Here is a 26,169-nt window from a genome sequence, read left to right on the forward strand (position 1 = left end):
ACACTTCGGAAATTTCGGTCGCAGGCGCAATTAGTATGGAGTCCCATTACGGTGAAAGCTTGCGGCTAGGAGTACATCCAGAGAAAAATTACGGCTGGTTCAGTTAACGTGACAAAGCTATGTCGTATATATGGCTGACGGCCTTGGGCGCGCGCCGCACATAGTGCCATATATCACCGCGTCACCGTAGGTATTGGTCGGGCCGTCTAATCGCCTTCATCCTGCCATCTCCTGTTTATGCCTTTTGTAAGCCAAGAAGTGAGGCAAGTCGCGCGAGTTACTGTGTGGAAAGTAAAGGAAAGAGGGACTTTCCGAAGCTTTTCAGAGGCTTACGCAATTTGCTATGTCAGAAAAACGGTGCTCCCTCACGGCAAGATGCCGTGAAGAAAAACCCAAATAAAACAATAGTTTAAAATTTTCCAATTTTTTTGTAGCACAGTCATAGATACATTTCGTGCTACAAAACAGCAGCCTATCTATTCCTATCATTGTCCAGAGTGACAATCACCAAATGATGTTGACTTCAGATTTGTCTTTTAAATTATCCAAGGTCTTGCAAGGTGCCAAGATGCGTAGTTGAAAGCTATTTTGGGAGAGATGCCTGTCGCATACTCCCAGATCTGTAATCCATTACCTGAGAATTAAACCGCTTGCTTTCCAAGATCTATTGCGCCGTGCAATCCTGCGTCATCGCCGTAAAAGGGCGTGCAGATTAGATTGTCCGCTGTTGCAATGGAATTTCCCAAATATCCATTCAATTGGCTTTCAAATTCCGTTTGAATTTTTGGGAGCATGTTCTTGGCCAACATTAATCCACCGCCGATAATAATGCGTTCTAAGCGCAGGGTTAGAACAAGCGAGGCGCAGGCCTGAGCTAGATAATTAGCCGCCACGTTCCATCCCTGATGGTTTGCGTCCCAATCAATCGGATCGCCCCATCGTTTCTTCAGAGCTCTTACGGATGTCAGTCCCTCTAAACAATCGCCGTGAAAGGGACATACGCCCGGAAAACCCCTGTCGACATCATGTTTTTTTACGGCGATGTGCCCGAATTCGGGGTGATAAGGACGACCCAATATTTCGCCCGACGACATTATGCCTGCGCCAATTCCTGTTCCAACCGTTATATATGCCGCCGATGAAATACCTCGCGCGGCCCCAAACGTGACCTCTGCCATCAAGGCCCCGTTCACATCAGAGTCGACAACAACATTAAGATTTAACCCTGCCTCAAAAGCAGCCTTGAGTGAAAAATGAGACCAATTTGGTTTTGGAGTTTTCAAAATTCGACCATAATGCGGAGAGGACCTATCGACATCGATAGGTCCAAAGCTCGCAATTCCGAAACTAGACAAGTCATACTGGCGAAAAAACGTAAGACATTGGGCTACAGTCTCGACCGGGGTGGTCACGTCCACCCGCTGCTTAGCTATAATCTCTCCATTCGCTAATGCGACACCACATTTGAACGTAGTCCCACCCGCATCAATTCCGCCAGAAAGCCCGATTTTGGTCATTGGAAATCCTAAAATACTTTTTATGAAAGCCTTTATTGCAATCGATTGCATTATGCTATAGCCATTCGGGAAAGCAATGATAAAATTGCGTTTGGGAGGACATCAACATGGCTATCAGTGACCGCATTGCGCCGCTCTCCATCCGCGAAAAAGTTGGCTATGGCTTGGGCGACATGGCGTCGAACTTTTATAATGGGTTCTTCGGCATCTTCCTGCTTTACTATTACACAGATGTTTGGGGCATTTCCCCGGCTGCGGCCGGGACAATGTTTCTGGTCACAAAGATACTCGATGCGGTGACTGACCCCGCAATGGGCCTTATTGCGGACCGCACGCAAACGCGGTGGGGAAAATACCGCCCTTATCTGCTATGGATGGCCATTCCATATGCGCTTCTAGGGTATCTCTTATTCTTAGGGCCTGACCTCTCAGACATTGGGAAGCTCATCTTTGCTTACGTGTCCTATTCTCTGGTCATGTTGGCCTTCACAGCCATTAATGTTCCATATTCCGCTCTTTTGGCAGTCATTCATCCAAAGACAGAAGAGCGCGAGAAAGCCACGCAATATCGGTTCATCTTCGCCTCTCTTGGGACATTGACCGTAGGGGCGATGACGAAGCCTTTGGTGGAATTTCTGGGTCAGGGCGATGAATTAACGGGCTTCCGCCTGACCATCATTCTGTTCGCCGTTTTGTCGATCATCTTTTTCATGATTACATTTGCCAGCACAAAAGAACGGATTAAGCCAAAACGCGAAGGCGGGTCCATCTCAAGGGATTTTGGCGTTTTATTGAACAATATTTCTTGGATTGTTCTGGCCATTTCGGGAATTCTAATCGTCGTTGGATTAATTGCCCGCATTTCTTCTGCAGCGTTCTACATGAAATACTATGTCCCGTCCGGCGAAGGGGCAGGACTTTGGTGGATGGACAGAACTTCATTGCTGATTACGCTCGGCTTCGTAGGACAACTCTTTGGCGCAATGCTAACGCCAACATTTCTTAAAGTGTTTGATAAGCGGCAACTCATGATTTTTATGGCCGTGCTGAACGCCGCGCTTTTATTTGGCTGCTATTTCGTTCCGCCCGAATGGTATTGGTCCATCACCGCATTTCACACGGCTAGCATATTTACCTTTGGCGTGATGATTACACTGCTCTTTGCGATGTATACAGATTGCGCTGAATATGGCGAATGGAAGTCAGGGATTAACAGCGCGGGCCTAACAGTATCGGCGTCCATGTTTTCGCTCAAAACGGGTTCTGCCGTGGGAAGCGCCGTCCCAGCCTTCATCCTTGCAGGATTTGGGTTCATTGCAAATGAAGTGCAGACGCCGGAAGCCATTACCGGCATCCGACTCATGTTTAATATCGTGCCTGCTCTCTTTTTCGGTGCGGCAGGCCTTCTCATCGTTTTTTACAAACTCAATGGTGACACCGTGAAAACGATTGAACGAGAGTTACTTATTCGCCGTGGGGAGATTGCAGCGTGACGATGGCGACCAAAATACTGCCAAATCTAGTGAACACCCCAGAACCATATCCAGAAAAGTTCGTGGGGGAAATTGTTCATCCCGATCTCTGGCTTTGGGACAGTTGGATCGTTCGAGTCGACGGCACACTTCACCTTTATTGTTTGGGATTGGCACGCGTTACTAGCGTCGGCGCTCCTATCACAGTGTTTGAATTTAACGATTACCCGTTCCATTTTCGTCACTTCGTTTCTGATGACAATGGTGAAACGTGGCAGGATCACGGCGCAGTTTTGCATCCGCGTAATCTCTCTGACGGGTCAGATAACGGAAACGTCTGGAGCGGGAGTGTTCATCAATTAGCATCCGGGGAAATTCTATTTGGCTATACGGGGATTGAACATAAGTCTCCAACGAGACGATTTGTGCAGACTATTAATTTCGCGGTTGGTGGAGTTGACGGGCCTACGGCATTTCCCTCTGAGTCGCAAAGCCACCCGGTCCGCGATCGTGAAACTATTATTCAGGCAGGCTATTACCTACCGGAAGAAGGCCGGATAGGTCATAATGATGGCGAAGGGGATGGCCCTATTTTGGCGTGGCGTGATCCTTTCATCTATGAAGCTCACGATGGAGTCCTGCACGCTTTTTGGTCCGCGAAGGTAGAGCCTCGCATTCCAGCTGTTGCCCATGCCATTCTTGAAAAAGAGGGCAATCAATGGGTAGCCAAATTGCAAGCCCCGATCCGCCTGCCGGATGAGAATGAATATACGCAAGCCGAAGTGCCGAAACTCTGCGTCGACAAAGACACAGGCGATTACCTTCTCATGATTTCTTCCTGTAATCGTTTGCATGAGCAACAGCCCGATGGAGAGATTACAAAAGGCCTTCGGTTATATCGATCCAAAACGATAACCGGGCCTTGGAAATCTGTTTTTGGTCACGGTAGTTTGATTCACGGTTTAGACCATCTGTTTGGCGCTAGCTTTGTGGATCGCGAAATATCAGAAAAAACCGCGAAGTTAATCGCGCCTTATACCGGAAAAATTGGCGGGGACCGTCCAATGACCTTCGCCCCAATCCAAACGATTCATCTAGGCTGAATTAGCGCCACAACTCTGCCGAATGATAAGATTTGTCTGTGTGAGCTTGGAGGCAGCAGCCTTGCCTTCCAATTTGTCTATCAATGAACTCACCAGAAGCTCGCCGCCCTCAGCTATATTTTGACTGACCGTTGTCAGCGAGGGCTGTGACATTGAGGCTTGATTGATATCATCATATCCGACAACAGAAACATCATTGGGCACGTCCAAACCATTCTGACGTAGAGCGTCCATCGCGGCAATGCTTAGCGCGTCCGATGCCCCAAATATGCCATCAAAAGAAAGCCCTGATTTTATCAATGAGGTCAGTTTTGGAAACACCTCTTTGACCTGGAAACCAAAACCAATTTGCAGACTCAATCTTGGATCTACCTCTACACGTTCTTCAGCGTGTGCTTTCTGATAACCCTCATAGCGTAGCGCAATCTCCGGCAAGCTTGTATCGCCTATAAAAAGGATGCGCCGACGGCCTAATCCTAATAGATGCTCAGTCGCCATTTCGGCACCGCCAATGTTATCACTCCCGATCAGCGTATAGGGCGCTTCTTTCTGCAAACCGCCCCAGACCACGATGCGATTTTCCATTTCGCTTATCGCTTGTAAGCGGTCTTCACGGCCCGCTTGTCCGATAATAATGAGGCCGTCTGCACGGCCCGTCTGTAAAAGACGGCGCTCCGCAATGGCAGTTTCGTCCTCTGGCGTTGAGAGCAGTAGGTCATAGCCCCGCCGGGATGCGGCCATAGAAACAGCACCCACCATTTCCAAGAAAAAGGGGTCGGAAATTGTTTCACCCGAACCCGGCTTTATCGGAATAACTAGCGCTATGGTCTCGCTGGATTGCCGACGTAAATTTCGCGCTGCGACGTTTACGGAATAACCAATTTCTTGGGCGATTCGCAGGATCTCAGCCTTCGTTTCTGGCTTGACGAGCGGGCTATCATTCAAAGCACGCGACACTGTTGAGACGTTGACTTTCGCCAGTCTCGCCAGTTCTGACATCGTTTTACGAGAATTCGCCATTCACCATCCATTGGAAAAACCGAGCGGAATCGCTCGATCAACTTACACTTGGCACAAAAAAGCCTGCCACGCGAGGCGCGGCAGGCTAAGTTTTGCATCCGAGGGGTCGGAAGCTAGAAATTATAGCGCAATGTTGCAGAAACAGTACGACCATTGATTGGACGGAAGCGAACAAAGTCACCAATTGCTGGCGCGCCTTCTTCACCTTCGGAGAAGCCAACCGCGTCAAACAGATTGTTGGCGTTGAGGCTGATTTCCATATTCTCGCGAATATCATAATTGATGTAAGCGCCAACGGTTGTGTAGGCAGGCAAGTCAAACTGATTGCTGTCCTGAACAGGCGCTTTGCCTGTGCTAAAGACGTTAAATCCAAACCCATAGGCGTCAGCCTCGTAATATGGATTGAGGTTCACAATATACGGAGCCTGACGACGCGCAGTATTACCGATGTTTGGATTATTATCCGGCCCGGCAATTTTGGAGTCCGTGAATGTGGCGTTACCACGCAATCCAAAACCGTTGTCGAAATTAAAGTTACCTTCGACTTCAATACCGTTCGTATCGAATGAGTTTTGAATGACGTTCTGCGTTGACGCTTCTAATTGTCCGCCTTCATCGACCTGCGCATCAAAGTAGACAATGCTGAAATCACCCAGTCCGAGACGGAATTTTGCGCCAATTTCGAAAGCATCGACAAAGTTCAAGAACTGATCATTAGAACCCGTCAAGACCCCAGACGTGCTGGATGCCATAAGTTGACCAGTTGAACGGTCAGGCGCGGTTACAGATGCGCCTTCCGAATAGTTCGCAAAGAGCGCGACGGTGTCATTTACTTGATAGTTTGCACCAACAGAGAATGCATCATAATCCGCGTCATAATCGACAGATTGCAGTGCGCTGCGATCAATGATTTGAGCACCAACTTCGTTGGAGGCAATTGTGCCGTCGCCATTACCATCTTGCGGTCCAACGATTGACGCTTCGGTGAACCGCCCGGTGATATTATTTTCGCTGCGACGATAGCTGGCCTCAACAGTGAGAGCATCAAACTCTACATTCGCGGAAATGTACGGAGCAAATTGCTCGATTTCAAAATCATACTCACGTGTACAGCAATTGCCGAACGCAGGGTTGCCGAGACGGAACCCGTCAATATAGGACCCATCTGATGGGTTTGTGAAGCCGCCAGCCGGACCATTTGTCACAAGAACGCCGTTGACGAGTGTCGCGCGGGCCTGGTTGAAATTCCAGTTCTGCTCACTGTCTTGATTGGCATATTCAATACCGGCTTTGACGCTGAAATTGTCGAAATTGCCGGTAACGTTCACATCACCAAACAAATTGTCCATGTTGGAGCTTGTATTGAACAAGGCAAAGTCGATGTTTTCGCCACCTTCCAAAGGCGCGTCCGTAATCGCGAATGGGAACGGCGAATAGAAATTCCCCGCGATGTCCGCGTAACGACCCTTGGCTGCAATTGTGACAGTCTCGGTTACATCAAAATCACCTTCTATGCCTATTGAGGTCATATCAGCTTGGAAGCCTTCCTCATTGGATTCGAACTCGCCATTGGAGCGAGCCGTGAAGTCAGTCAGCCCAAGCGAGTTTGTCCCACTTCCAAGATCCAATCCGATTGTGCCGATATCGCCATTTGATTGGACCCGTGCAGGGAGTGGCAAATAAGTCGGAACCCGGTCATTCAAATGCTTCAAATGAACAGCAATGTTACCGCGGTCATAATCTTTTCCAACGGTAGCTTTGATTTGATAACCTTCTTCCTGTGTCGTCATGACATCACGAACGCCTTCGCCTGTGCGAGCAAATCCACCGATGTGATAATAGGCATCGTCACCAAAAACGCCGCCATATTCCGCGTCCAGACGATATGAGTCATAATCTAAGCCAATTGTACCGGCCACTGATCCGCCATTCTCTACAGGCTTCTTAGAGATCAAGTTTACGATACCACCAGCCGCATTGGGCGCTTGAGTAGCGGCAGAGCCACCACGAATGGCTTGTACGGATCCAATCGTACTATCCACACGCACCCAGCTATCGGCGGTCGCGAAAGCAGTGTCACCAATCAGGAGTGTTGGAAAACCGTTCTCTTGAATGGAGAAATAACGCGCACCGCCTGAAGCGATTGGCAAACCGCGAACCTTGATGTTTGCGTTTGCGTCACCGCCCGTATCTTCTGCCTTAACGCCCGGCAAGCTGCGGAACAGCTCGTTGACGGAACGAGGTGCAAGATTTTCGATATAGTCATCAGGCAAGGCTGTAACAGATGCCGATGAATCAAACGCTGTCGTTGCTTTGGCGACACCTGTGACAATGATCACATCTTCCACCTCTGCGTCTTGCGCAAATGCTGCTGTAGACATCAATCCTGTTAAGGCAGTGCAGGTCAATAGTTTGCTGAAATTGTGGTTCATTGTACTCTCCCGTTTATGTTTTAAATGAGATCAAACGTCTCTTGAGCGTGCCATGGTTCAAAATACAAACGATTGCAACACATTATTGCAATCGTTTGTATTTCTGTAAGATTTATTCATAAACTGTGATATAATAGCCACATGCTCATTAAATCAGGGGGTAAAATCTTGATAAATCAAGTATTGGTGACCCTGAAATCTTACTAAAAGAGTGTGTCAGCCAAGCGTAGGCTAGAATTGATTCAATTTAGCTACTCTAAATGATGTGCAGATTCCGTAGTAATTATATCATTGAGAATCATAGCATCTTACTTCGCTGTTGCTTTGGGCAGGGCTCGCGTGAACCAAACCCGCTTCGCGGTCTTGGCCAGGCTGCTTTCGTCCCTGTGGCACATTTAAAGCCATCCATTTTATCGATAACAGTGAAGCGGCGGTCTAAAGTCGTATTATTGGCATTCTATAGGCTTCATTGTGAAATAATTTCTTTTTTATTTCAGAGGAATGGAGCCGGAAGACAAAATCACTGTTCATATCTGATCTTAAATTTGAACAATGGGCCTTTCGCATGACACCGATTTCGATAATACGAGTTCGCGAACAATCAACAAATTGATTTGAACACGCGCAAGCTATAAGCGAATTAGGACATCACATTTTCTTGAAAAACCGTGTGATTAAAAACCTTTAAAAAAAATATACGCGGCAAAAAGGTTCGTAGTTTTGCGAGGTGTCGTGTCGTTGATTTCGATGAAAGTTCTAGCTGATGAGAAGTTTCAAGTCGTGAAATATTCTGATGACTTAGTCCTAATGAAAAAAATTGCGGCCCGTGATGAAAGCGCTATGAGCGAAATATACTCGCGTCATGCGGGCCCTTTAACTGGATTCGCGAAACGTTGTCTTGCGCATGAAGCTGACGCGGACGATATTGTGCACGAAACCATGATGGAGGTTTGGCGTCGTCCGGAACGCTTTGAGGGCCGTTCATCGCTTAAATCTTGGATGTTTGCGATCGCACGGTTCAAATCTTATGACCGAAATCGGAAGTCCGGTCGGACTGTGCTGAGCGATATGGAAGATTCGCGGGTTTGCGAAGATGCGCTCCCGTCAGATGCCCTTGCCGCGTCTCAAGATGCAAGTCGTGTCCGCGCAGCAATGAATACATTGTCAGAGCCACACCGGCGGGCGCTGCATCTCTCCTTCTTTGAGGATATGACATATAAAGAGATTGCAGAAGTGGAGGGATGCCCTGTGGGAACCATCAAGACTCGCATATTGCACGCAAAGCGAAAAATGATAACGGTACTGGGACAGATGGAAGCCTAAATGAGGAAGGATTGAACCCTTTCTGTGTTTTGTGCGACTAAGTCCTGAAAGACTGAAATTATTTGGGGTCTGATGTGGATCCCTGAGGTGAAATCGAAACAATGGAAATTGAAAACCAAAGAGATTACTTCTCCCTCCTGATACCTGGCTATTTGCGTGGCGATCTTGATTTGGAAGAGGTCAAAAAACTTGAGTCGGCTGCGGAGCAGGACGCAGAGATTGCTGCGGATATTAAACTGCAGAGAAATTTGCGTGCAGCCATGTCAGACGAGAAACCTGCGGAAGACGGTTGGGATCGATTGCAGGCGGCCATGCGTACAGATGCGACTGAGGCGAAGGCGAACGCCCCAGCACTTTCTCTCGTGCCCTCACAAAATGAAATTCCAACACCTGCGCCAATCAAAGCGGCAAATTCCAACGAACCTTCCGGTGTTAATCCGTTTTGGCGTATCGCGGCTGTCGCGCTTGCTGTAGTAGGTCTTGGTCACATCACATTGTCGGGGATGCAAGCTGAACCCGGCAGCGATGTTTATCTGACGGTTTCTGAAGCGGGATATGTACCAAATGCGACTCTAAAGGTCGGCTTTTCGGAGTCCGCCTTGCTGAGCGATATGACTGATATTTTGACGGAAACGGGTGGACAAATTATCAACGGGCCCTCGACGCTCGGGCTTTATTCCGTGACGTATGAAACGCCAGATTCTTGTATAACTGCTCAACTCAAGCTATCGCGCGGGACTACAAATCCGACTGTAGAAACCATATCAGAATGCGAATAGACTCATAAGTCGGGATGTTGGCGCGACCAAAATCAGCGGTGTCGAGATTTAGAGATCTGGCGGGTGGGTTATTCTACTTTTGCCTAGCTGGATTTCCGAATATTGCTCAAGCGCAACATTCTGAAGAGCAAGTGCCGGAGGCGTGGCAGCTGTCTCCGCGATTTTCCTTAGATGTTCGAACACGGTATCAAAACACGACACAATCTGGGCGGCCCGATGGAGAGGCGTTAACCTCGCGGTTCCAGCTGGCAGGCGAAATTGATCTCCCGCAAGACACTATTTTCTTGGCCGAAGTCGAAGGTAATATTGCGTTGGTCGACAATTTTAATGATGGAACGCGGAATAAGACGGGGCTCCCGTTTATCCCTGACCCCGACGGGTTTGAGCTGAACCGATTGGCCATTATTAGCGAAGCTATTGACGGTGTTCGCGTCACGGCGGGCCGGCAAAGAATTGCCTTGGATGATTGGCGTTTTATCGGCGCGTTTCCATTCCGTCAAAATGATCAAACCTTTGACGCCATTCGGTTTGAGACGTCATCATTGGGGCCCGGTACATTGGATGTGGGATATATTGGCCGCGTTCTAAGGCCCTTGGGTGACGATAATCCGGGTGGGCGGTTTACGGGTGACTCCATCTTCGCGAACTATAATTTCGCAACGCCTTTGGGGCGTTTAACCGCATATCACTATAGATTGGATATAGAGACGGGCCCGCAGGGACCAAATAGGCATATTTTTTCTAATCGCGTGACGGGAGGTCGTTTATTTGGGCGTCGGCATTGGCAGGATTTTGGATTGGTTTGGGATTTTGCCTATGCACGCCAAGTCGACCACGAGGATAATCCCAGTGATTTTGAAACGGATTATTGGCTTGCAGAACTCACCTTGGAACCAGGGTCGTCCGGAGTTACACTTCGTGCTGAGACATTGGGAAGCGGCGATAATCAAGGTTTCCAAACACCCTTAGGCTCACTCCATCGGTTTCAAGGACTTTCCGACCAATTTCTCCGTACGCCTGATACGGGCGTCAGGGATGTATCACTTCTGGTGCGCCATGATTTCTCGCATGTTGGTATTTTTGACTCCGTAAGAGTTTTCGCCCGTCATCATTGGTTTCGTGCTGATGCAAACACGGCAAAATTCGGCACGGAATGGAATGCGTCCATTTCAGGTCAATATAAAGATGTCGTCTTGTCTCTGGAATATGCTGATTATGCGGCGGATACATTTTCTGTAGATACGCGGTCTGTTTTTTTGACAACACAACTGAGATTCTGACTGAACCTTTGCCGTTTGCCCAACGACAAAAGGTTGTAATACCAAAGATAAAGGCTGATCATGACTCACACTTGCCAGAGAAAATTAAAAGCCGGATTTCAATTGATCACGCTGACGGGTCTGGCATTTATCCTGCCTGCCTGTGCATCGACGCAACAAGTTTCGGTTCCGGTGGAGACCGTTGCCGAAGATGAGGCGCTTATAAATCGCTCAGAAGTCGTGGCGGTTGTGGCGAGCGTTGATGTGGCAACCAACCTTGAACAATCTGCTTTGCGCTGGGGTTATGAACTCAAACGTAAGGAGGCCCTGAAGGGTCTTGGGCTTTGGGTTATGACCTTTGACTGTCCACCGGGCATTGATCCCCGGGAAGCGAGTCTTGAGCTGGAAAGACTTCAGCCGCGCGCAACGGTCGAGGCAAACCACAAATTTCTGCTGCAAAGTGGGCCACTGGAAACCGGTCCAGCCTTCGCGAGCAAGCCGAGGCTCTACGCAAATCAGTTGATTGATTGGCCGGAGGACGGGTGTGATGTCACCATGCGTATCGGTATGATTGACGGCGAAGTTGATCCAATGGCTTTGAGCCGTCAGGATGCGAACATTAACCGTCGAGGTTTTGTTAATGACAAAGCCAGTCAAGCGGCCCGTAATCACGGGACAGCTGTTGCAGAGCTCTTAGTTGGTGAAGGGCGCTTACAAAATGCGGAATTATTTGCTGCATCCGTCGTGGCAGAAGACTTGAATGGTGTAACATATTCAGGTGTTGAGCCGATGCTGCGAGCATTGGATTGGTTGGTTCGCGAAGACGTGTCGTTAATCAATGTGAGTCTTGCGGGACCATATAATGAGGCTCTTGCAAAAGGTTTTGATTTGGCTGCTGATAAAGGCGTTGTGGTCGTCGCCGCTGTCGGAAATGATGGACCGGATGCGCAACCTCGCTATCCGGCAGCTTTAAAATCTGTCCTCGCCGCTACGGCAGTCGATAGTGCGCGTCAAATTTATCCAAAGGCCGTGCGTGGACAACATGTTGATTTTGCGGCTCCTGGCGTAGACGTCTATATCCCGACAAGAACGGGTGGACGGTATATTTCGGGGACATCTGTCGCTGCGCCTTTCGTAACGGCGCGCTTGGCGGTTAGAAAGAGGGGCGAGGAGATTTCGATCCATGATATACGCTCTCATCTCGCCGAGATGACTGAAGATTTGGGAGAGGGCGGTCGTGATCCTGTTTTTGGGGATGGTTTAATCACTTCTTATGGGCAATGCGACACCTGATATCTCTGTTTAGAATTATCTAAAATTACCCGGCCATCGTGCCGGGTTTTTTATTTTATGATTTAATTTTCATACTTTTTGAACCTTATTTCTGGCTGGCGCGACATAGAGGCGTAGTGGTCGGCTCGCTTCCCTCCCAACTCCCCCAATGAGTTGACCACTACAAAATATTGTACCCTTTTGGAGAGACTCCCATGACGACCAAGATAAACACAGGTAAGAATAAGGCTGGCAAAACTGCCACAAAAGCCGCACTGGCAGCCGCCGCTGGCGCTGTTGCACTGACGTCAGAGGCTCAGGCCGCTGACACAACATCGCAAATGGTGGATGTTGAACAACTAAATACGGTGGACTCCGTGCGCCGTCTTGATGATGGACGTTTGGAAATCACATTGAAAGACGGAAGCGTCACTATTCTCGGTGAGGATAGTTTTGTGGAAAATGCCGGACGCTTTATTCTGACGCCAGAGGCGGTTGCAAACTTAACGGATGGCGATGGCGCGCTTTTACTGCTTGCAGGTGCAGCCGTTGTTGGCGGGATCGCACTGGCGGTATCCGGTGGCGGCAATGATGATGACACTGATGTTGTTCTACCCGTCGCCAATGCGCCGACAGAAGGACCTGACCTCCTGACCGGGACCGATGGTGATGACACGATTAACGGCCTAGGTGGCGGTGATGAAATCAATGGTCTGGCTGGTAATGATACGCTTTCCGGCGCGGCTGGAAATGACACATTGCGTGGTGGGTCTGGCGATGATGTTCTGGCCGGTGGCCCGGGAACGGATGCTATTGATGGTGGAACCGGCAACGATACAAACTCTTTTGCAGATATCGGACAGGGTGTCACAGCTAGCATTGCCGATGGTACAGCGTCTTATGGTGGTGTCAGTGAGACTTTCACAAATATTGAAAACTTACGTGGATCCAGCAATGACGACGTTTTGACAGGTGATGGCTCTGCCAACATCCTTGAAGGCGGCGCAGGTGACGATATTTTGGCGGGTCGCGGCGGCGTCGATATTATCGATGGCGGCGAAGGTATCGATACGAACTCGTTCGAAGGTATTGGTGTTGGTGTCACAGCCACTGTAAATGCGGACGGAACGGGTACAGCCAGCTACGGCATGGTCGATGAGACCTTCACAGGCATCGAAAATCTACGCGGGTCAGATAACGACGACGTTTTGACCGCAACAGGTGCAGCGGCCAACGTAATTGAAGGCGGTGCCGGTAACGATCTTATCGCTGGTGGCGGGGGCCAAGATACTCTGGATGGCGGTGAAGGTAACGACACGAACTCTTTCCAAGGTATCGGTGTCGGTGTCACAGCCAATCTCGGTGACGGAACAGCCAATTACGGTATGGTCAATGAGACTTTCACGAATTTCGAAAACCTTCTTGGGTCTGATAATAATGACAGCCTACGTGGCGACGGAAATGTTAATGTCATCGAGGGTGCGGCTGGCGATGATCGGATCATCTGGTCCGGCGGCGAAGACACACTCGACGGTGGCGAAGGTATCGATACACTTGATTACGAAACATCATCTGTCGGTGTGAATATTGATTTAGGCAATGGTACTGCGGTACGAGAAGTTGGATTCGGAATTGCTTTCGAAGAGGCAGCTGTCGAAATTGATGGTATGCTGAACCCGATGCTCTCCGGTGACTTGCAAACGGAAGCTGAAGCTGGAAACCTCTACTTCAACATTCATACAACTGAATTTGGTGGCGGTGAAATCCGTGGTCAGCTTGACACAATCGTGTCTGATGAAACCGTGGACGGTGTTCGTACACTCGTACTGTCAGCCTCTCTTGACGCGTCACAGGAGCCTAATGACTCTTCTGACTCAGATGCGACAGGTTCCGCCACTGTGACATTTGTCTTCGATGCTGAAGGGAATGCGACATATTCGACGGATCTTGACGTGACGGGTATTTCCACATCGGAATTACTGCCTGTGGCCGGCTTCTCAGCTATCCATTTGCATAACGCTCCGGCTGGCACAAATGGCCCTGTTGTTGTTGATATTGTTCAAGATGCAGGCGGAGATATTAACGGTGTCGCGCAATCCGACGACGCTGATACAGGTGACGGAAACGTCTTTGCTGAAGTTATTGAAACAGACACAATTTCGAACTTCGAGAATGCTGTCGGTTCCGAAAATAACGACACTATTCGCGGAAATGGTGGTGAAAACCTCATCGAAGCAGGTGCCGGCGACGACACAATCATCTGGACTGGCGGCGACGACATTCTGGACGGTGGTGAAGGTAACGACACAGTTGATTATACGACGTCTTCTGCTCCGGTTATCGTCGAGCTTGACGAAAACGGAAACGGAACTGCAACACGCGAACTCGGATTTGGTGTACAAGTTGTGGACGCTGAAGTTGCAGATGATGCAGCATTCGTTGCAGCGGCCGAAGCTGGAAATCTCTACTTCAACATTCATACGAACGACTTCCCCGGGGGCGAAATTCGCGGACAGTTATCGGTGAGCTCAGATGAGACAGTTGATGGTGTTCGTACGATTGTTTTGGATGCCGCTCTTGATGGCGCGCAAGAGCCAAATAATGCGTCTGACTCCATCGCAACAGGTGTTGGTCAAGTCAGGATCACCGTCGATGCTGAAGGTAACGCAACCTACAGCTCCACTTTGGATGTTGATGGTATTGGTGTCTCTGAACTGATACCGGTCGGACCGTTCTCCGCGATCCATCTTCACAATGCCCCTGCGGGGCAGAACGGACCTGTTTTACAGGATATCGTTCAGGATGCAGGCGGTGACGTGAACGGTAACACGGAAGACGGTGACGTCTTTGCCGAAGTTGAAAGCGTTGACACTCTCATCTCAATTGAGAACGTGATTCTGTCCGAGAATGATGACCAACTGGCCCCAGCGGCTGGATCGCAATCTGTCGATGGCGGTGCGGGTGATGATGTTCTCTTGGGCGGCGCCGGTAATGACACACTCTTTGGTGGCTCTGGCGATGATATTGTTGGTGGCGGCGGGGGCTTTGATGTTCTCGATGGCGGCGAAGGCAATGACACGCTGACATTCGAAGGCATCGGACGTAACGTGGACGCAAACCTCTCGACAGACTCTGCTATCTATGTTGCGCCGAACGGCACGACGATTGAAGAGACATCCACAAACTTCGAAAATCTCACCGGCTTTACGGGTGATGACCGTTTGACAGGTGATGAAGGCGATAACGTGCTTGACGGTGGTGCCGGAAATGACACGCTTTCAGGTGGTGCCGGCAACGACACGCTGATCGGTGGAACCGGTGACGACACCTTGATTGGTGGCGGTGGCCAAGACTCACTTGATGGTGGCGACGGTGTTGATACAGCCGATTTCGGTAATATCGGCCTCGGTATCGACATAAACCTTGAAACAGGTAACGCGTCCTACGGCATGGTCGAAGCTGAAACGATCGTTAACGTTGAAAACGTGATTGGTACGGCTCAGGATGATGTCATCACGGGTGATGCCAATGACAACCTGCTCGCAGGTGGTGATGGCTCCGATGTTATCCGGGGTGGCGACGGTGACGACTTCATCCGCGGTGATGCAATCGGCGACGGTGAGACAATCACTATCTCTGTCGAGAACACACTCGGAGAAGGCGGAACCTTCCTCACGCCTGTTTGGTTCGGCTTCCAAGATGCTGCCAATTCCGATTTCGACCTCTATGACCGTGGCGGCGCCGTCAGTACCGGTCTGGAGCGTTTAGCAGAAGACGGAAACGTCAATGCACTTGCGACAGAGTTCAGCCAACTGGCCGGACGCAATGGTGTCGATGCGACAGTCTTCGGACTGGGACAGGGCGCACCCGGACCCATCGATCCAGGCGAGACAGCGACCTTTACAATCAATGTCAATCCTGACGATGTTGGTGTCGGTAACTTTGTCTGGGCCACTATGGTCATTCCATCCAATGATGCTTTCCTGGCGTCTCCGGGTAACCCATTGACGGATCCGATCTTCTCATCAGATGGTTCTTTTCTCGGCCCAGTTGAAATTCTGCGCTTCGGATCGGATGTGCTGGATGCCGGAACTGAGGTGAACACGGAACTGGATGCAGCCTTCCTAAACCAGATGGGTCCAAATACGGGCATCACTGAAAACGGTGTTGTAACGGTTCACCCAGGCTTTAACGGCTCCGAAGGCAATCTTGATGGCGGCCCGATAAATATTCTTGGCGGCACAACAGCTGCAGGAACTGTGATTGATCCGGCTGTTGGCGACTTCACTCTGAATGGCGGACAGCAACTCGTCCTGCGCATTCTCGTGGACCGTGCCATCTTCGGCGGAGATGATGAACTCTTTGGTGGAAATGGGAATGATACGATCGAAGGTGGATTCGGCGACGACCTGCTTGATGGGGGTGCTGGTAATGACACGCTTATCGGTGGTGACGGCAATGACGTCCTGCGCGGTGGCGGTGGCCAAGACACGTTGGATGGTGGTGAAGGTATCGACACAGCTGACCACTCCAATATCGGTGTGGGCGTCACTGTGGACCTCGGTGCGGGAACAGCCAGCTATGGCATGGTCAATGAGACACTCACGTCAATTGAGAATGTTATTGGTACAGCCCAAGACGATGTCATCCGCGGTAATGGCGGCGAGAACGTCATCGAAGCAGGAGAGGGTGACGATACGATCATCTGGACCGGCGGCGAAGACATCTATGATGGTGGCGAAGGCTTCGACACAGTGGATTACACAACGTCAAGCGTTCCTGTTATTGTCGAACTCGACGCAGACGGAAACGGTACAGCCACGCGTGAACTCGGCTTCTCTGTCGAAGTTACCGAAGCTGAAGTCGCAAATGATGCTGCCTTTATCGCAGCGGCAGATGCTGGGAACCTCTACTTTAACATCCACACGCAAGAGTTTGGCGGCGGCGAAATCCGCGGACAACTTGATACAGTGGTCAGCGATGAAACAGTGGACGGCGTCCGGACTCTGGTTCTCGAAGCGTCACTTGACGGCGCGCAGGAACCAAATGGTGCCTCTGACTCCGAAGCGACAGGTGAAGCTACAGTCACTATCGTGATTGATGCGGAAGGTAACGCCACTTACTCGGGTACGCTGGACGTTGCGGGTATCTCGACAAGCGAGCTGACCCCGGTCGGACCGTTCTCCTCGATCCATCTGCACAATGCGCCGCGCGGCGAAAATGGTGGGGTCGTTCAGGACTTCATCGTCGATGCCGGCGGTGACGTGAATGGCGATACAATGGACCCGATGGCCGATACAGGAGACGGAGACGTCTTTGTCGAGGACATTCAGGTCGATACTTTGGTCAGCATTGAGCAAGTCATTGGTCAGGATGGTGCACCGATTACATCGGCACCATCAGGCCCGATGGCAGAGTCCAGTCAGTTGGACGCCGCTGTTGTACAGTCTCTCTCCGTTGATGACGCATCCCTTATGAATGTTACGCAACCTGCTTCAGCCCAAAGCCTTGAAGGTAACTCAACATTCGCAGCGGATAGTTTCGCTATCGCATTAGAAGATGAATTTGAGGCGTTTATTGCCCAGGAACTCTTCGAAATCGCGTAATTTGCGAAAGTAATAAAAAGCTTCCCCGAACAAGGGGGAGCGGACCTGCCGGTCTCTCTCTTGGTGGGTTCGTTCAGGCCGGCTCCGGAATGCGCCCCCGGAGCCGGTCTTTTTTGTATGAATATCTGAAAATTTCAGTTCTGTTTTGAACCTTTCCTTTGGCTGGTGCGACGGAAAGATGAGCCGCTTTGGTTAAAGTGGTCCAGTGCGCGCATCGAATTGACAAAGAGAGAGACCGTCATGGCGAAATTGCAAACTTCAACGGTGAATAAATCCGGCTTGATTGGGTGGTTCATATCCATGTCCCGAGAATTACCTGGTACTGTCTGGCCCATTATGGGGTTCAGTCTCGTCAGCAATTTATTGCTGCTGGTCTCCCCGCTTTACATGCTACAGGTCTATGACCGTATTCTAACATCAGGCTCGCACGATACGCTAATCTGGATGACCGTAATTGCGGTCTTCTTGATGGGTATCTATGCCGCTGCAGAAATTGGGCGTCGCCGGATTTGTGCTCTAGCTGCCGAGCGTTTGGAAGAAGAGCTCTCCGAGCGCATATTCGCGAATTTCGAACGCCGTCATGATGCAGGCGGGCGTTTGCCGAATGACCTACGCGTTCTCTCACGCATTCGTGGGTTTTTTGCCAATCAAACCATTCTGCCCTTTTTCGACCTGCCTTTCGCGCCGCTTTTCCTTGCGGTCATGTTTATCATTCACCCATTGATCGGGTTTCTTGGTCTAGCGGGTGGCGCCATCCTGTTTACGATTGCCGTCATAGCGGAAATGACAAATCGGGCGACTAATGATGCGGCGAGCCAAACAAGCGCGAAGGCCTTTTCTCTCGTTAACGGACTGGCCCGTCAACGCTCGGCTATCGTTTCTATGGGCTTGTCCGGTCCGGCGCTGACAAAATGGCGGGCAACAAAATCTGAAGCCCGCGAACACGCGCTCAGGGCGACATCCCATGAGGGTAAGTTTTCCTCTATTACACGCTCGGGCCGTCAGACGCTTCAAATCCTAATTCTGGGTGCAGGTGGAGCGCTGGCTATTGCACAACAGGTTTCACCGGGTGCCATTGTCGCGGGGTCCATCATTTTATCCCGCGCACTTGGTCCGATTGATCAAATTGTTGGGAGCTGGCGTGGCGTCGCCGCTGCTCAATCTGCTTGGAACCAGATATTACCTGCAATCTCTCAAGAGCAAACATCTGCCGAGTACACGCCGCTACCCCGTCCTGACGCTGCCTTGAAGCTGGATCGCCTCAGCGTTGGTATTCCCGACACGGATGCTCCTATCTTGCGCCCGTTTATGTTCGAAGTAGATGCTCCTCAAATGATCGGCATTATTGGGCCGAATGGAGCTGGAAAATCCTCACTTCTTCAGACGATTTCAGGCGCGTGGTCACCGCATGGCGGCGCAGTTAAACTGGGCGGACGTGAACTGCACGATTGGGCCCCGGCGGATCGCGGGCAATATGTCGGCTACCTGCCGCAGGATGTTGAACTCCTCCCGGGGACAGTTGCGGAAAACATCTCGCGTATGAAAGACGTGGAGCCGAATAATATTATCGCGGCGGCTAAAGTTGCTGGAGCGCACGAGATGATTCTGGCTCTACCACAGGGATATGAGACACAGGTTGGTGTTCCAGGGGTCGGGTCACTTTCCGCAGGCCAACGTCAGATGATCGGCATGGCCCGTGCGTTATTTGGTAAGCCGGTCCTCTTACTCCTCGACGAGCCGACAGCTAATCTCGATCCAGCTTCCGCTCATCAGATCATTAATCGCCTCCATGCTGTTGCAAAGGCAGGAACACTCGTTGTTGTCGCCACGCATGACTTGAAACTCATTCGGGCTACATCTCAACTTCTCATCGTCGAAAATGGATCAGTCGGACAGGCCCAGACACAGGCTTACATCGCTGCATCACAGCCACGACCCACCCTTAAAGCGGTAGGAGCTTAATCATGACTCAATCAAAAACATTCATCAATCCTATGCGTGACAAGACGGTCCGTAATATGGCGCTTCTCTGTGCCATCGGTTTTGGAGGCTTCTGCACATGGGGCGCTCTGGCACCGCTCGAAGAAGGTGTCGCCGCGTCTGGACAAATTGTCGTCGAAGATAATCGCCAGATGGTCCAACATCTTGAGGGCGGTATCGTCTCTGAACTCCGCGTGAGAGAGGGTGAAACAGTTCAGGCAGGCGATGTTTTGGTTGTCTTGAAACGAACTGCGTCCTTGTCATCACGTGATCAGATTATTCAGGAATATGGTGCGCAGGCGGCATCTGTTGCCCGCCTTCGAGCTTTGCAGGATAATCATAACACGCCCGATTTCTCTGTTCTGGATACATTAGACCTTGGCGAAGCGGAACGTGAAGATATCATCCGCCGAGAAACAGAGCTTTTCCAGCAACAGCGTTATTCTCTGTTAGCCGATATTGCCGTTCTGGAATCACGCATTCAATCAACGCGTCAATTGCAAAGCTCTCGAGATGGGCAAATCCTGATTGCGCAAAAAGCCTTGGAGTCTGCCCGCGCTGAATTGGATGTTATTTCGAATATATTCGAACAACAACTTGCTCGTCGGGACCAAGTCACATCAGCTGAGCGGCTTGTTGCGACGTTAGAAGGCGACATTGCCGCCCTGACAAGTCAACGCGATGACGCACGGGCGTCTGAGGCGGACTTAGTGGCACAGATCGCTCAAACCCGGGCCTCGACCGCGCGTGATACCGCGACGGCGCTTCTGGACACCAGTGCCGAACTCTTGGCAGCGCAGGATCGCCTGAATCAAGCTCAGGATGTGCTGGACCGTTCAGTAATCATTGCACCGGTTTCGGGCGAGGTCCTAAATATGAGCTTTTCGACGATTGGTGGTGTTGTAGGCTCCGGAGAGACATTGATGGAAATTGTACCAGAAATTAGTGAGGTGACTGCTAGCGTCCAGATAAGCGCAACAGATCGGTCCGCGATTTCAGAGGGTCAAAGCGTCCGGACACAATTCTCATCTTACAAAGGATGGCAGGCCCCGCGTTTGACAGGTGAAATCATAGATGTTTCAGCCGACTTGAAAACAGATCCGGTCACAGGTGCGCCGTATTACGAAGCCCGCCTGCGTGTGCCGAAATCGGAAATCGCCCGAACTCAAGGTGTCGATATCATACCCGGTATGCCCGTTGATGTTTTTATCTATTCCGGCCGGTCGCGGACATTGTTGGATTACCTCTTCGAACCTCTGGGTGAGTCCCTCTTCAAGGGATTGCGGACGGGGTAGTGTCATGTCTCTTAATTCTACAACTATGCGACACGCCGCACTGACCTCATTGGTTCTGCTGACACCTGCTTTTATGATGACAGCTCAGGCACAATCATCAGAGATTATTTCAACGGCTGCGCCCACGAGTGTTGCACCTGAAGGATGTCTCCGGCTGAACGACGTTCTTGAACTGGCGGGTCGGCGCGATCCTTCTGTTCTTATCGCCAGAGCCGGAGAAGACGAGGCTGATGCAGATATTGATCAAGCCCGCTCACTTTACCGGCCCCGCCTTGATGCGGTTGGTCGAACAGGTGTGGGCAGCACTGGTGTGGTCGATAGCGGTGTTTCTAATTCCATCGGTTTTCGGGCCTCGCAGAGATTGATTGATTTCGGTGATGCGAAATATGCGCGTCGATCCGCCCGTGCAGATTTCGCAGCGGCACAGGATGACACTCGCCAAGCGGCTCTCGATGCGGCCACTCAAGCCGGGTTCGCTTTACTGGAATATCACGAAGCTATTGCTCAAATTAAACTAACAGAACGTCGGCGTGATTACTTTTCGCGGCAGCTGGACTCTATAGACAAGTTACTGGAAATGGGTGGCGCGACGCGCACTGAACGCGCATCAGTCGCCTCACAATTATCGGAAACGGAAGGATTCGTCCTTGAACTCGAATTTCGGCGCGACAGGGCCGAAACTCAAATCGAACTCACCACACGGGCTTCTTCACCGATATGTGCGATATCTGATAGTTCCGATTTTTCGTCTGCACCGTCCTATCTTGTGGCTCAACAAGCTGTCACGCAAGCGCTGGACAATAACCCGGCTCTCGGTGCTTTGAGAAATCGCGCGGAAGGCGAAGCCGCCAGAGCAAGGCGTGAAGCTCGAGCCAGACTTCCGATTATCAGTGTTGTCGCCACAGGGGCTTATTCTTCCATTGGTGGCTTCGATCAATTCGAATTTCGTGATCGGGTAGGTGTTGATGTAACCGTTCCGCTTTATTCTGGTAACGCTCTACGCGCCCAAAAGAGACGTGCAACGGCGCGAGAAACAGCTGCGCGGGCCCGCGTTTTTGATAGAGAGCAACAGCTTCGCGAAGATGTTTCCATTACTTGGCAACGCTTGAATTCTCTGGAAAAGCAATTGCAAACGCGTGTTGAAGTCGAGCATCAAACACGCCTGCAGTTCGAAGCTGCTGAAATTGAAGCTGGTGCAGGTACCATTACATACAGGGATTTGGTCGAGCTCCGGATTGAATTTGAGGAAGCCGGGCTAGCGCGAATACAAACGACGTTTGATCTTGAACAGCAGAAATTAGTCCTACGGTCTCTGACAGGGCGGCTTTAAAACTGATCCCCCTATCAGTATGAAAATTATGGTATAAATATTAACGCAAGTGTGAGGTTTAGTCGGACTTTGACACTGGAGTATCATGAAACTATCTAGTCTCGGTTTTTAGCATTTTAATACGCATAAGTTAAAGCAAACGCAGTAGATCAAAAGAAATAATTCGGTGAAGATTTCTGTTTACTTTATTTCTAATTTTTCCTGATCTTTCGATCAATCGGTCACTACCGAGAAAACTTCGAACTCTTTTCCTGGATGACGTGAGAATAATTATTACTGTGTTTTTTATGCCGAAGATTTCGGTGCTAAAGACATAAGTCATGAAGACCTTGAAATAGTGTTTGTGAGCCTATTTGACCATATCGGTAATATATTCCATGGGAATTGTAGAATCGAGAATGATGGCGTCTCCTTCGCTGGCACTTCGGGCCGGCCTGGCGTGGGCCAAGCCACCTTCGCGGTCTTGGCCGTGCGGCTTTCATCCCTAGCTCATGCCGCGGCTCGCGGCCGTTACTTCAGAATTTGAGACAGTCTGAGATAACTTATGGCGAAAATATAGGGGTTTCAGTGCCCTAACTGGTTGTCGGAGGAAAAAAGCTGGTGTCCAAGAGCGGCACTGAACCCCGAACTATCCGCATAAGCCGGAAAAAAGCATAAAATTACGGTTTTAAGGGGATAATTAAAGGAAATTACAAGGCTTAGAGACTTTTAGGGGTGGCTAAAGAGTAAAGTAATGGTGTCCCCACACAGTACGATGCTGTGTAGAAAAACACATGTAAGTCAATTGCTTAAGATTACAAAATTCGAATTTGTGGCACGTTCACATTTGATTTTGTTGCACACGGATATCTTCTGTTTTCCAAGTTTCTGTCAAATGGAATGTGGACAGGTGAACAAAGGGTTTGAGTATAGCGAATTTGAACACTTAGTTGATTTTTAAGCCCTCTAAAAGAAAGCCTATAGATTTATGATCATCGAATGAGAAAGTTCACTATTTCCCGCCATCAAGTCCATCTTGTAACTTTTTAAGCGCGTCCATTTTTCCGTCTCGCGCAAGCTTGGCTTGTTTTGGCCAGCTATTGGGTTTGTGGAATGAAAAACGAGGGCCGGCGTCTTTAAGAATTTTCTCCAATCTCCCGACTTTAGCTTTCGCCAAATCCGCGAAGGTGACGATTCCGTCGGCGTTTAGCAATCCAGCGATCTTAGGCCCGATACCTTCAACGACTGTCAGATTATCTTTTTTGATAGGTGATTTTTTTTTGGGCTTTTTCTTCGCAGGTTTCGGCTTTGATGTACTCGGCGCTGTTTCAACTTGGTGCCAATAAACATCAGGATGTTGCCGGAAGCCGTCCGCCTCAGCAAGCCGGTAGGCCTCTATCTGTTTCATCTCATAGGTTGTTTTGCCGGCCATTTTCATCTCCTATGTTTTTGTTCTGCGTTTTTAAAATCCTTCAGTCCTTAATATACTGAGCGTAAGTATCATATGTCGCTTGGGCCTCGCAGAACGAACGGTCTGGGGCGATATGGAATTGTTCTAAATATAAGTGGGAAGCACTGATTTTAATCACAGCTCGAGACAGTGGATTTAAGACTTATCTGTCGCAAAGCTAAAAATAAGGGTCGATAAAGCTGGCAACGTCAAAGACAGTGACTGTGTTTGCCCGTGAGCGCCAACGTCGTCTGACGCTAATCCGCCAAGATTGCCTTGACCCGCACCGCCGTAAAGTTGGCTATCTGTATTCAGTTTCTCTTGCCAGAATCCAGCTTTGGGTACACCAATGCGGTAGGGTGCGCGGACGGCCGCTGAGAAATTACAAACGACGAGCACTGGGTTTTGTCGGTCGTTATCCCACCGGACAAAAGACAACACATTATCCGCTTGAGCGCCGCCATCAATCCACTGAAATCCATCCTGTTCGCAATCTTTTTCGAATAGGGCGGGCGTGGCCAGATAAAGCTTGTTCAAATCGCCAATAAGCGTTTGCATGTTTTTATGTTCGGGATATTGGAGCAAATGCCAGTCCAACGAGGAATCCGCTTTCCACTCTTGGCTTTGCGCAAATTCGCAGCCCATGAACAAAAGCTTCTTTCCGGGATGGCCCCACATAAATCCGAAATAGGCACGAAGATTGGCATGCTTTTGCCAGCGATCCCCGGGCATGCGGTCCAAGAGCGAGCCTTTGCCGTGAACGACCTCATCATGAGAGAGCGGCAGGACGTAATTTTCAGAAAAGGCATAGTCGATTCCGAAGGTCATATTGTGATGATGGAACTGCCTGTTAATCGGGTCTTCGCCCATATATTCGAGCGTATCATTCATCCAGCCCATGTTCCATTTAAATCCAAAGCCTAAGCCGTCTTGATCGGTTGGTGATGTGACGCTGGGCCACGCTGTGCTTTCTTCGGCCACGGTGAAAATACCGCCCATCGCCGAATAAGCATCCGCGTTCATGGATTGCAGAAATTTGACGGCTTCCCAATTTTGGTTGCTGCCGTCAGGGTTCGGAATCCACTCGCCGTCTTCGCGAGAATAGTCCAGATAGAGCATGGACGCGACCGCATCGACGCGCAGACCGTCTAGGTGATATTCTTCGAGCCAGAAACGGGCATTGGCGACGAGATAATTGACGACCTCGCGGCGGCCGAAATTAAATATCAGTGTATTCCAATCGGGGTGAAACCCTTTGCGCGGATCAGCGTGCTCATAAAGATAAGAGCCGTCGAATTGTGCGAGCCCGTGTTCATCGGACGGAAAATGTCCCGGCACCCAATCGAGAATGATACCAACTTCAGCTTCGTGACAGGCGTCGACAAAGGCTTTAAAGTCATCAGCGGTGCCATGACGCGCTGTTGGTGCATACAGCCCAATGGGTTGATAACCCCAAGAGCCGTCAAACGGATGTTCGGTAATTGGCATTAGCTCAATATGTGTGAACCCCAAAGACTTCACATAAGGGATGAGTTTCTCTGCCAGATCCGCATAGGACAGGAAACCGCCGTCATCTGTGCGCTGCCATGACCCTAAATGAACTTCATAAATCGACATCGGCGCAGCGCGGTGATGGCGCACGTAACGCGACTCCAGCCATTTACTATCACGCCAATTATAAGTCGAAAGATCGCGCACTACCGATGCAGACTTTGGCCGCATTTCACCGCCAAATCCGAACGGGTCAGCCTTCAAGGGCTGCATATGTCCGGACGCATCGCGGATGGCATATTTATAGGTTACTCCATCACCGACGTCCGGCAGGAACAGCTCCCATATCCCGCTGCCGCCGCGAGACCGCATCGGGTTTTTTACATCGCTCCAATGATTGAAATCGCCGGCCACGCAGACACCGGCGGCATTGGGTGCCCAAAGCGCAAAGCGTGTCCCGCTTACGCCGTCTTGCTCCGTCACATGTGCGCCGAGTATCCGATAGGCATGCACATGACGACCTTCGGAAAGCAGGTATAAGTCCAAGTCACCGATAGTTGGTGCAAATCGATAAGGGTCCTCAAAACTATGGGAGCCGCCGTCATAATGCGCGACGTAACGGTAACCTGTTTTGATCTTAATGGGCGTCAGTGTCGTTTCAAATAATCCCGCGTCGTGAATCTTGGTCATTTCTGCAACAGGTTTATTTCCGCGTGGCGTAAATATCTCAATCTTATGCGCCTCAGGCGCATAGGTTCGTAATATATCTTGTTTACCGTTGCTATGATGCCCTAATCTCGAAAAAGGGTCGGCATGCGTGCCGGAAACAAGGCGGTGAATTTCGCTACTATTCATTCTCCC

At 50.1% G+C, this 26,169-nt stretch carries 15 protein-coding genes; 10 read left to right on the forward strand and 5 right to left on the reverse strand.

Going from position 1 to position 26,169, the window contains the following annotated elements; genetic code table 11:
* Nucleotides 1–641 precede the first annotated feature (641 nt).
* Complete coding sequence (locus ACP9M6_RS05985) at nt 642–1,568, reverse strand: ROK family protein (protein ID WP_427454416.1); 927 nt, start codon at nt 1,566–1,568, stop codon at nt 642–644.
* 56 nt (nt 1,569–1,624) lie between these two features.
* Between ACP9M6_RS05985 and ACP9M6_RS05990 the strand changes: the two genes are divergently transcribed.
* Nucleotides 1,625–3,010: an MFS transporter gene (locus tag ACP9M6_RS05990; protein ID WP_427454418.1), complete on the forward strand. Its 1,386-nt coding sequence runs from the start codon at nt 1,625–1,627 to the stop codon at nt 3,008–3,010.
* The gene (locus ACP9M6_RS05995) at nt 3,007–4,092 is read left to right on the forward strand and encodes a hypothetical protein (RefSeq protein ID WP_427454420.1); all 1,086 of its coding nucleotides are present in this window, start codon (nt 3,007–3,009) and stop codon (nt 4,090–4,092) included. Before ACP9M6_RS05990 ends, ACP9M6_RS05995 begins: the two co-directional genes overlap by 4 nt.
* Here ACP9M6_RS05995 and ACP9M6_RS06000 read toward each other — a convergent pair.
* Entirely contained in the window at nt 4,084–5,112 is a 1,029-nt protein-coding gene (locus tag ACP9M6_RS06000) for a LacI family DNA-binding transcriptional regulator (protein ID WP_427454422.1), read from the reverse strand. The genes ACP9M6_RS05995 and ACP9M6_RS06000 overlap by 9 nt on opposite strands.
* A gap of 113 nt (nt 5,113–5,225) precedes the next feature.
* Nucleotides 5,226–7,493 (reverse strand): TonB-dependent receptor domain-containing protein, encoded by a 2,268-nt coding sequence (locus ACP9M6_RS06005; protein WP_427454424.1) that lies wholly within the window; start codon nt 7,491–7,493, stop codon nt 5,226–5,228.
* An 891-nt stretch (nt 7,494–8,384) separates the two neighbouring features.
* Between ACP9M6_RS06005 and ACP9M6_RS06010 the strand changes: the two genes are divergently transcribed.
* The 8 genes from ACP9M6_RS06010 to ACP9M6_RS06045 all read left to right on the forward strand — a co-directional run bounded on the left by ACP9M6_RS06010 (nt 8,385) and on the right by ACP9M6_RS06045 (nt 22,388).
* Nucleotides 8,385–8,867 (forward strand): RNA polymerase sigma factor, encoded by a 483-nt coding sequence (locus ACP9M6_RS06010; RefSeq protein WP_427454427.1) that lies wholly within the window; start codon nt 8,385–8,387, stop codon nt 8,865–8,867.
* 101 nt (nt 8,868–8,968) lie between these two features.
* On the forward strand, nt 8,969–9,646 hold the full coding sequence (locus ACP9M6_RS06015) for a hypothetical protein (protein WP_427454429.1): 678 nt from the start codon (nt 8,969–8,971) through the stop codon (nt 9,644–9,646).
* A gap of 38 nt (nt 9,647–9,684) precedes the next feature.
* A complete protein-coding gene (locus tag ACP9M6_RS06020; protein ID WP_427454431.1) occupies nt 9,685–10,926 on the forward strand; it encodes a hypothetical protein in 1,242 nt (413 codons plus the stop codon).
* Nucleotides 10,927–10,986: 60 nt separating this feature from the next.
* A complete protein-coding gene (locus tag ACP9M6_RS06025; RefSeq protein ID WP_427454433.1) occupies nt 10,987–12,198 on the forward strand; it encodes a S8 family serine peptidase in 1,212 nt (403 codons plus the stop codon).
* 194 nt (nt 12,199–12,392) lie between these two features.
* The gene (locus ACP9M6_RS06030; RefSeq protein WP_427454435.1) at nt 12,393–17,783 is read left to right on the forward strand and encodes a CHRD domain-containing protein; all 5,391 of its coding nucleotides are present in this window, start codon (nt 12,393–12,395) and stop codon (nt 17,781–17,783) included.
* A gap of 240 nt (nt 17,784–18,023) precedes the next feature.
* Nucleotides 18,024–19,745: a type I secretion system permease/ATPase gene (locus ACP9M6_RS06035; protein ID WP_427454437.1), complete on the forward strand. Its 1,722-nt coding sequence runs from the start codon at nt 18,024–18,026 to the stop codon at nt 19,743–19,745.
* A gap of 2 nt (nt 19,746–19,747) precedes the next feature.
* Nucleotides 19,748–21,058, forward strand: coding sequence for an HlyD family type I secretion periplasmic adaptor subunit (locus ACP9M6_RS06040; RefSeq protein ID WP_427454439.1), 1,311 nt, complete (start codon nt 19,748–19,750; stop codon nt 21,056–21,058).
* A gap of 25 nt (nt 21,059–21,083) precedes the next feature.
* Nucleotides 21,084–22,388 carry a TolC family protein gene (locus tag ACP9M6_RS06045; protein ID WP_427454441.1) on the forward strand — a complete coding sequence of 435 codons (1,305 nt, stop codon included), beginning with the start codon at nt 21,084–21,086 and terminating at the stop codon, nt 22,386–22,388.
* 991 nt (nt 22,389–23,379) lie between these two features.
* Here the strand turns inward: ACP9M6_RS06045 and ACP9M6_RS06050 are convergent.
* Entirely contained in the window at nt 23,380–23,799 is a 420-nt protein-coding gene (locus ACP9M6_RS06050) for a hypothetical protein (protein ID WP_427454443.1), read from the reverse strand.
* 174 nt (nt 23,800–23,973) lie between these two features.
* Nucleotides 23,974–26,163: a 1,4-alpha-glucan branching protein GlgB gene (gene glgB, locus ACP9M6_RS06055; RefSeq protein ID WP_427454445.1), complete on the reverse strand. Its 2,190-nt coding sequence runs from the start codon at nt 26,161–26,163 to the stop codon at nt 23,974–23,976.
* Between the last annotated feature and the right edge of the window lie 6 nt (nt 26,164–26,169).

Source organism: Litorimonas sp. WD9-15 (assembly GCF_050271975.1).
In the GTDB taxonomy this organism is placed as follows: Bacteria; Pseudomonadota; Alphaproteobacteria; order Caulobacterales; family Maricaulaceae; genus Litorimonas.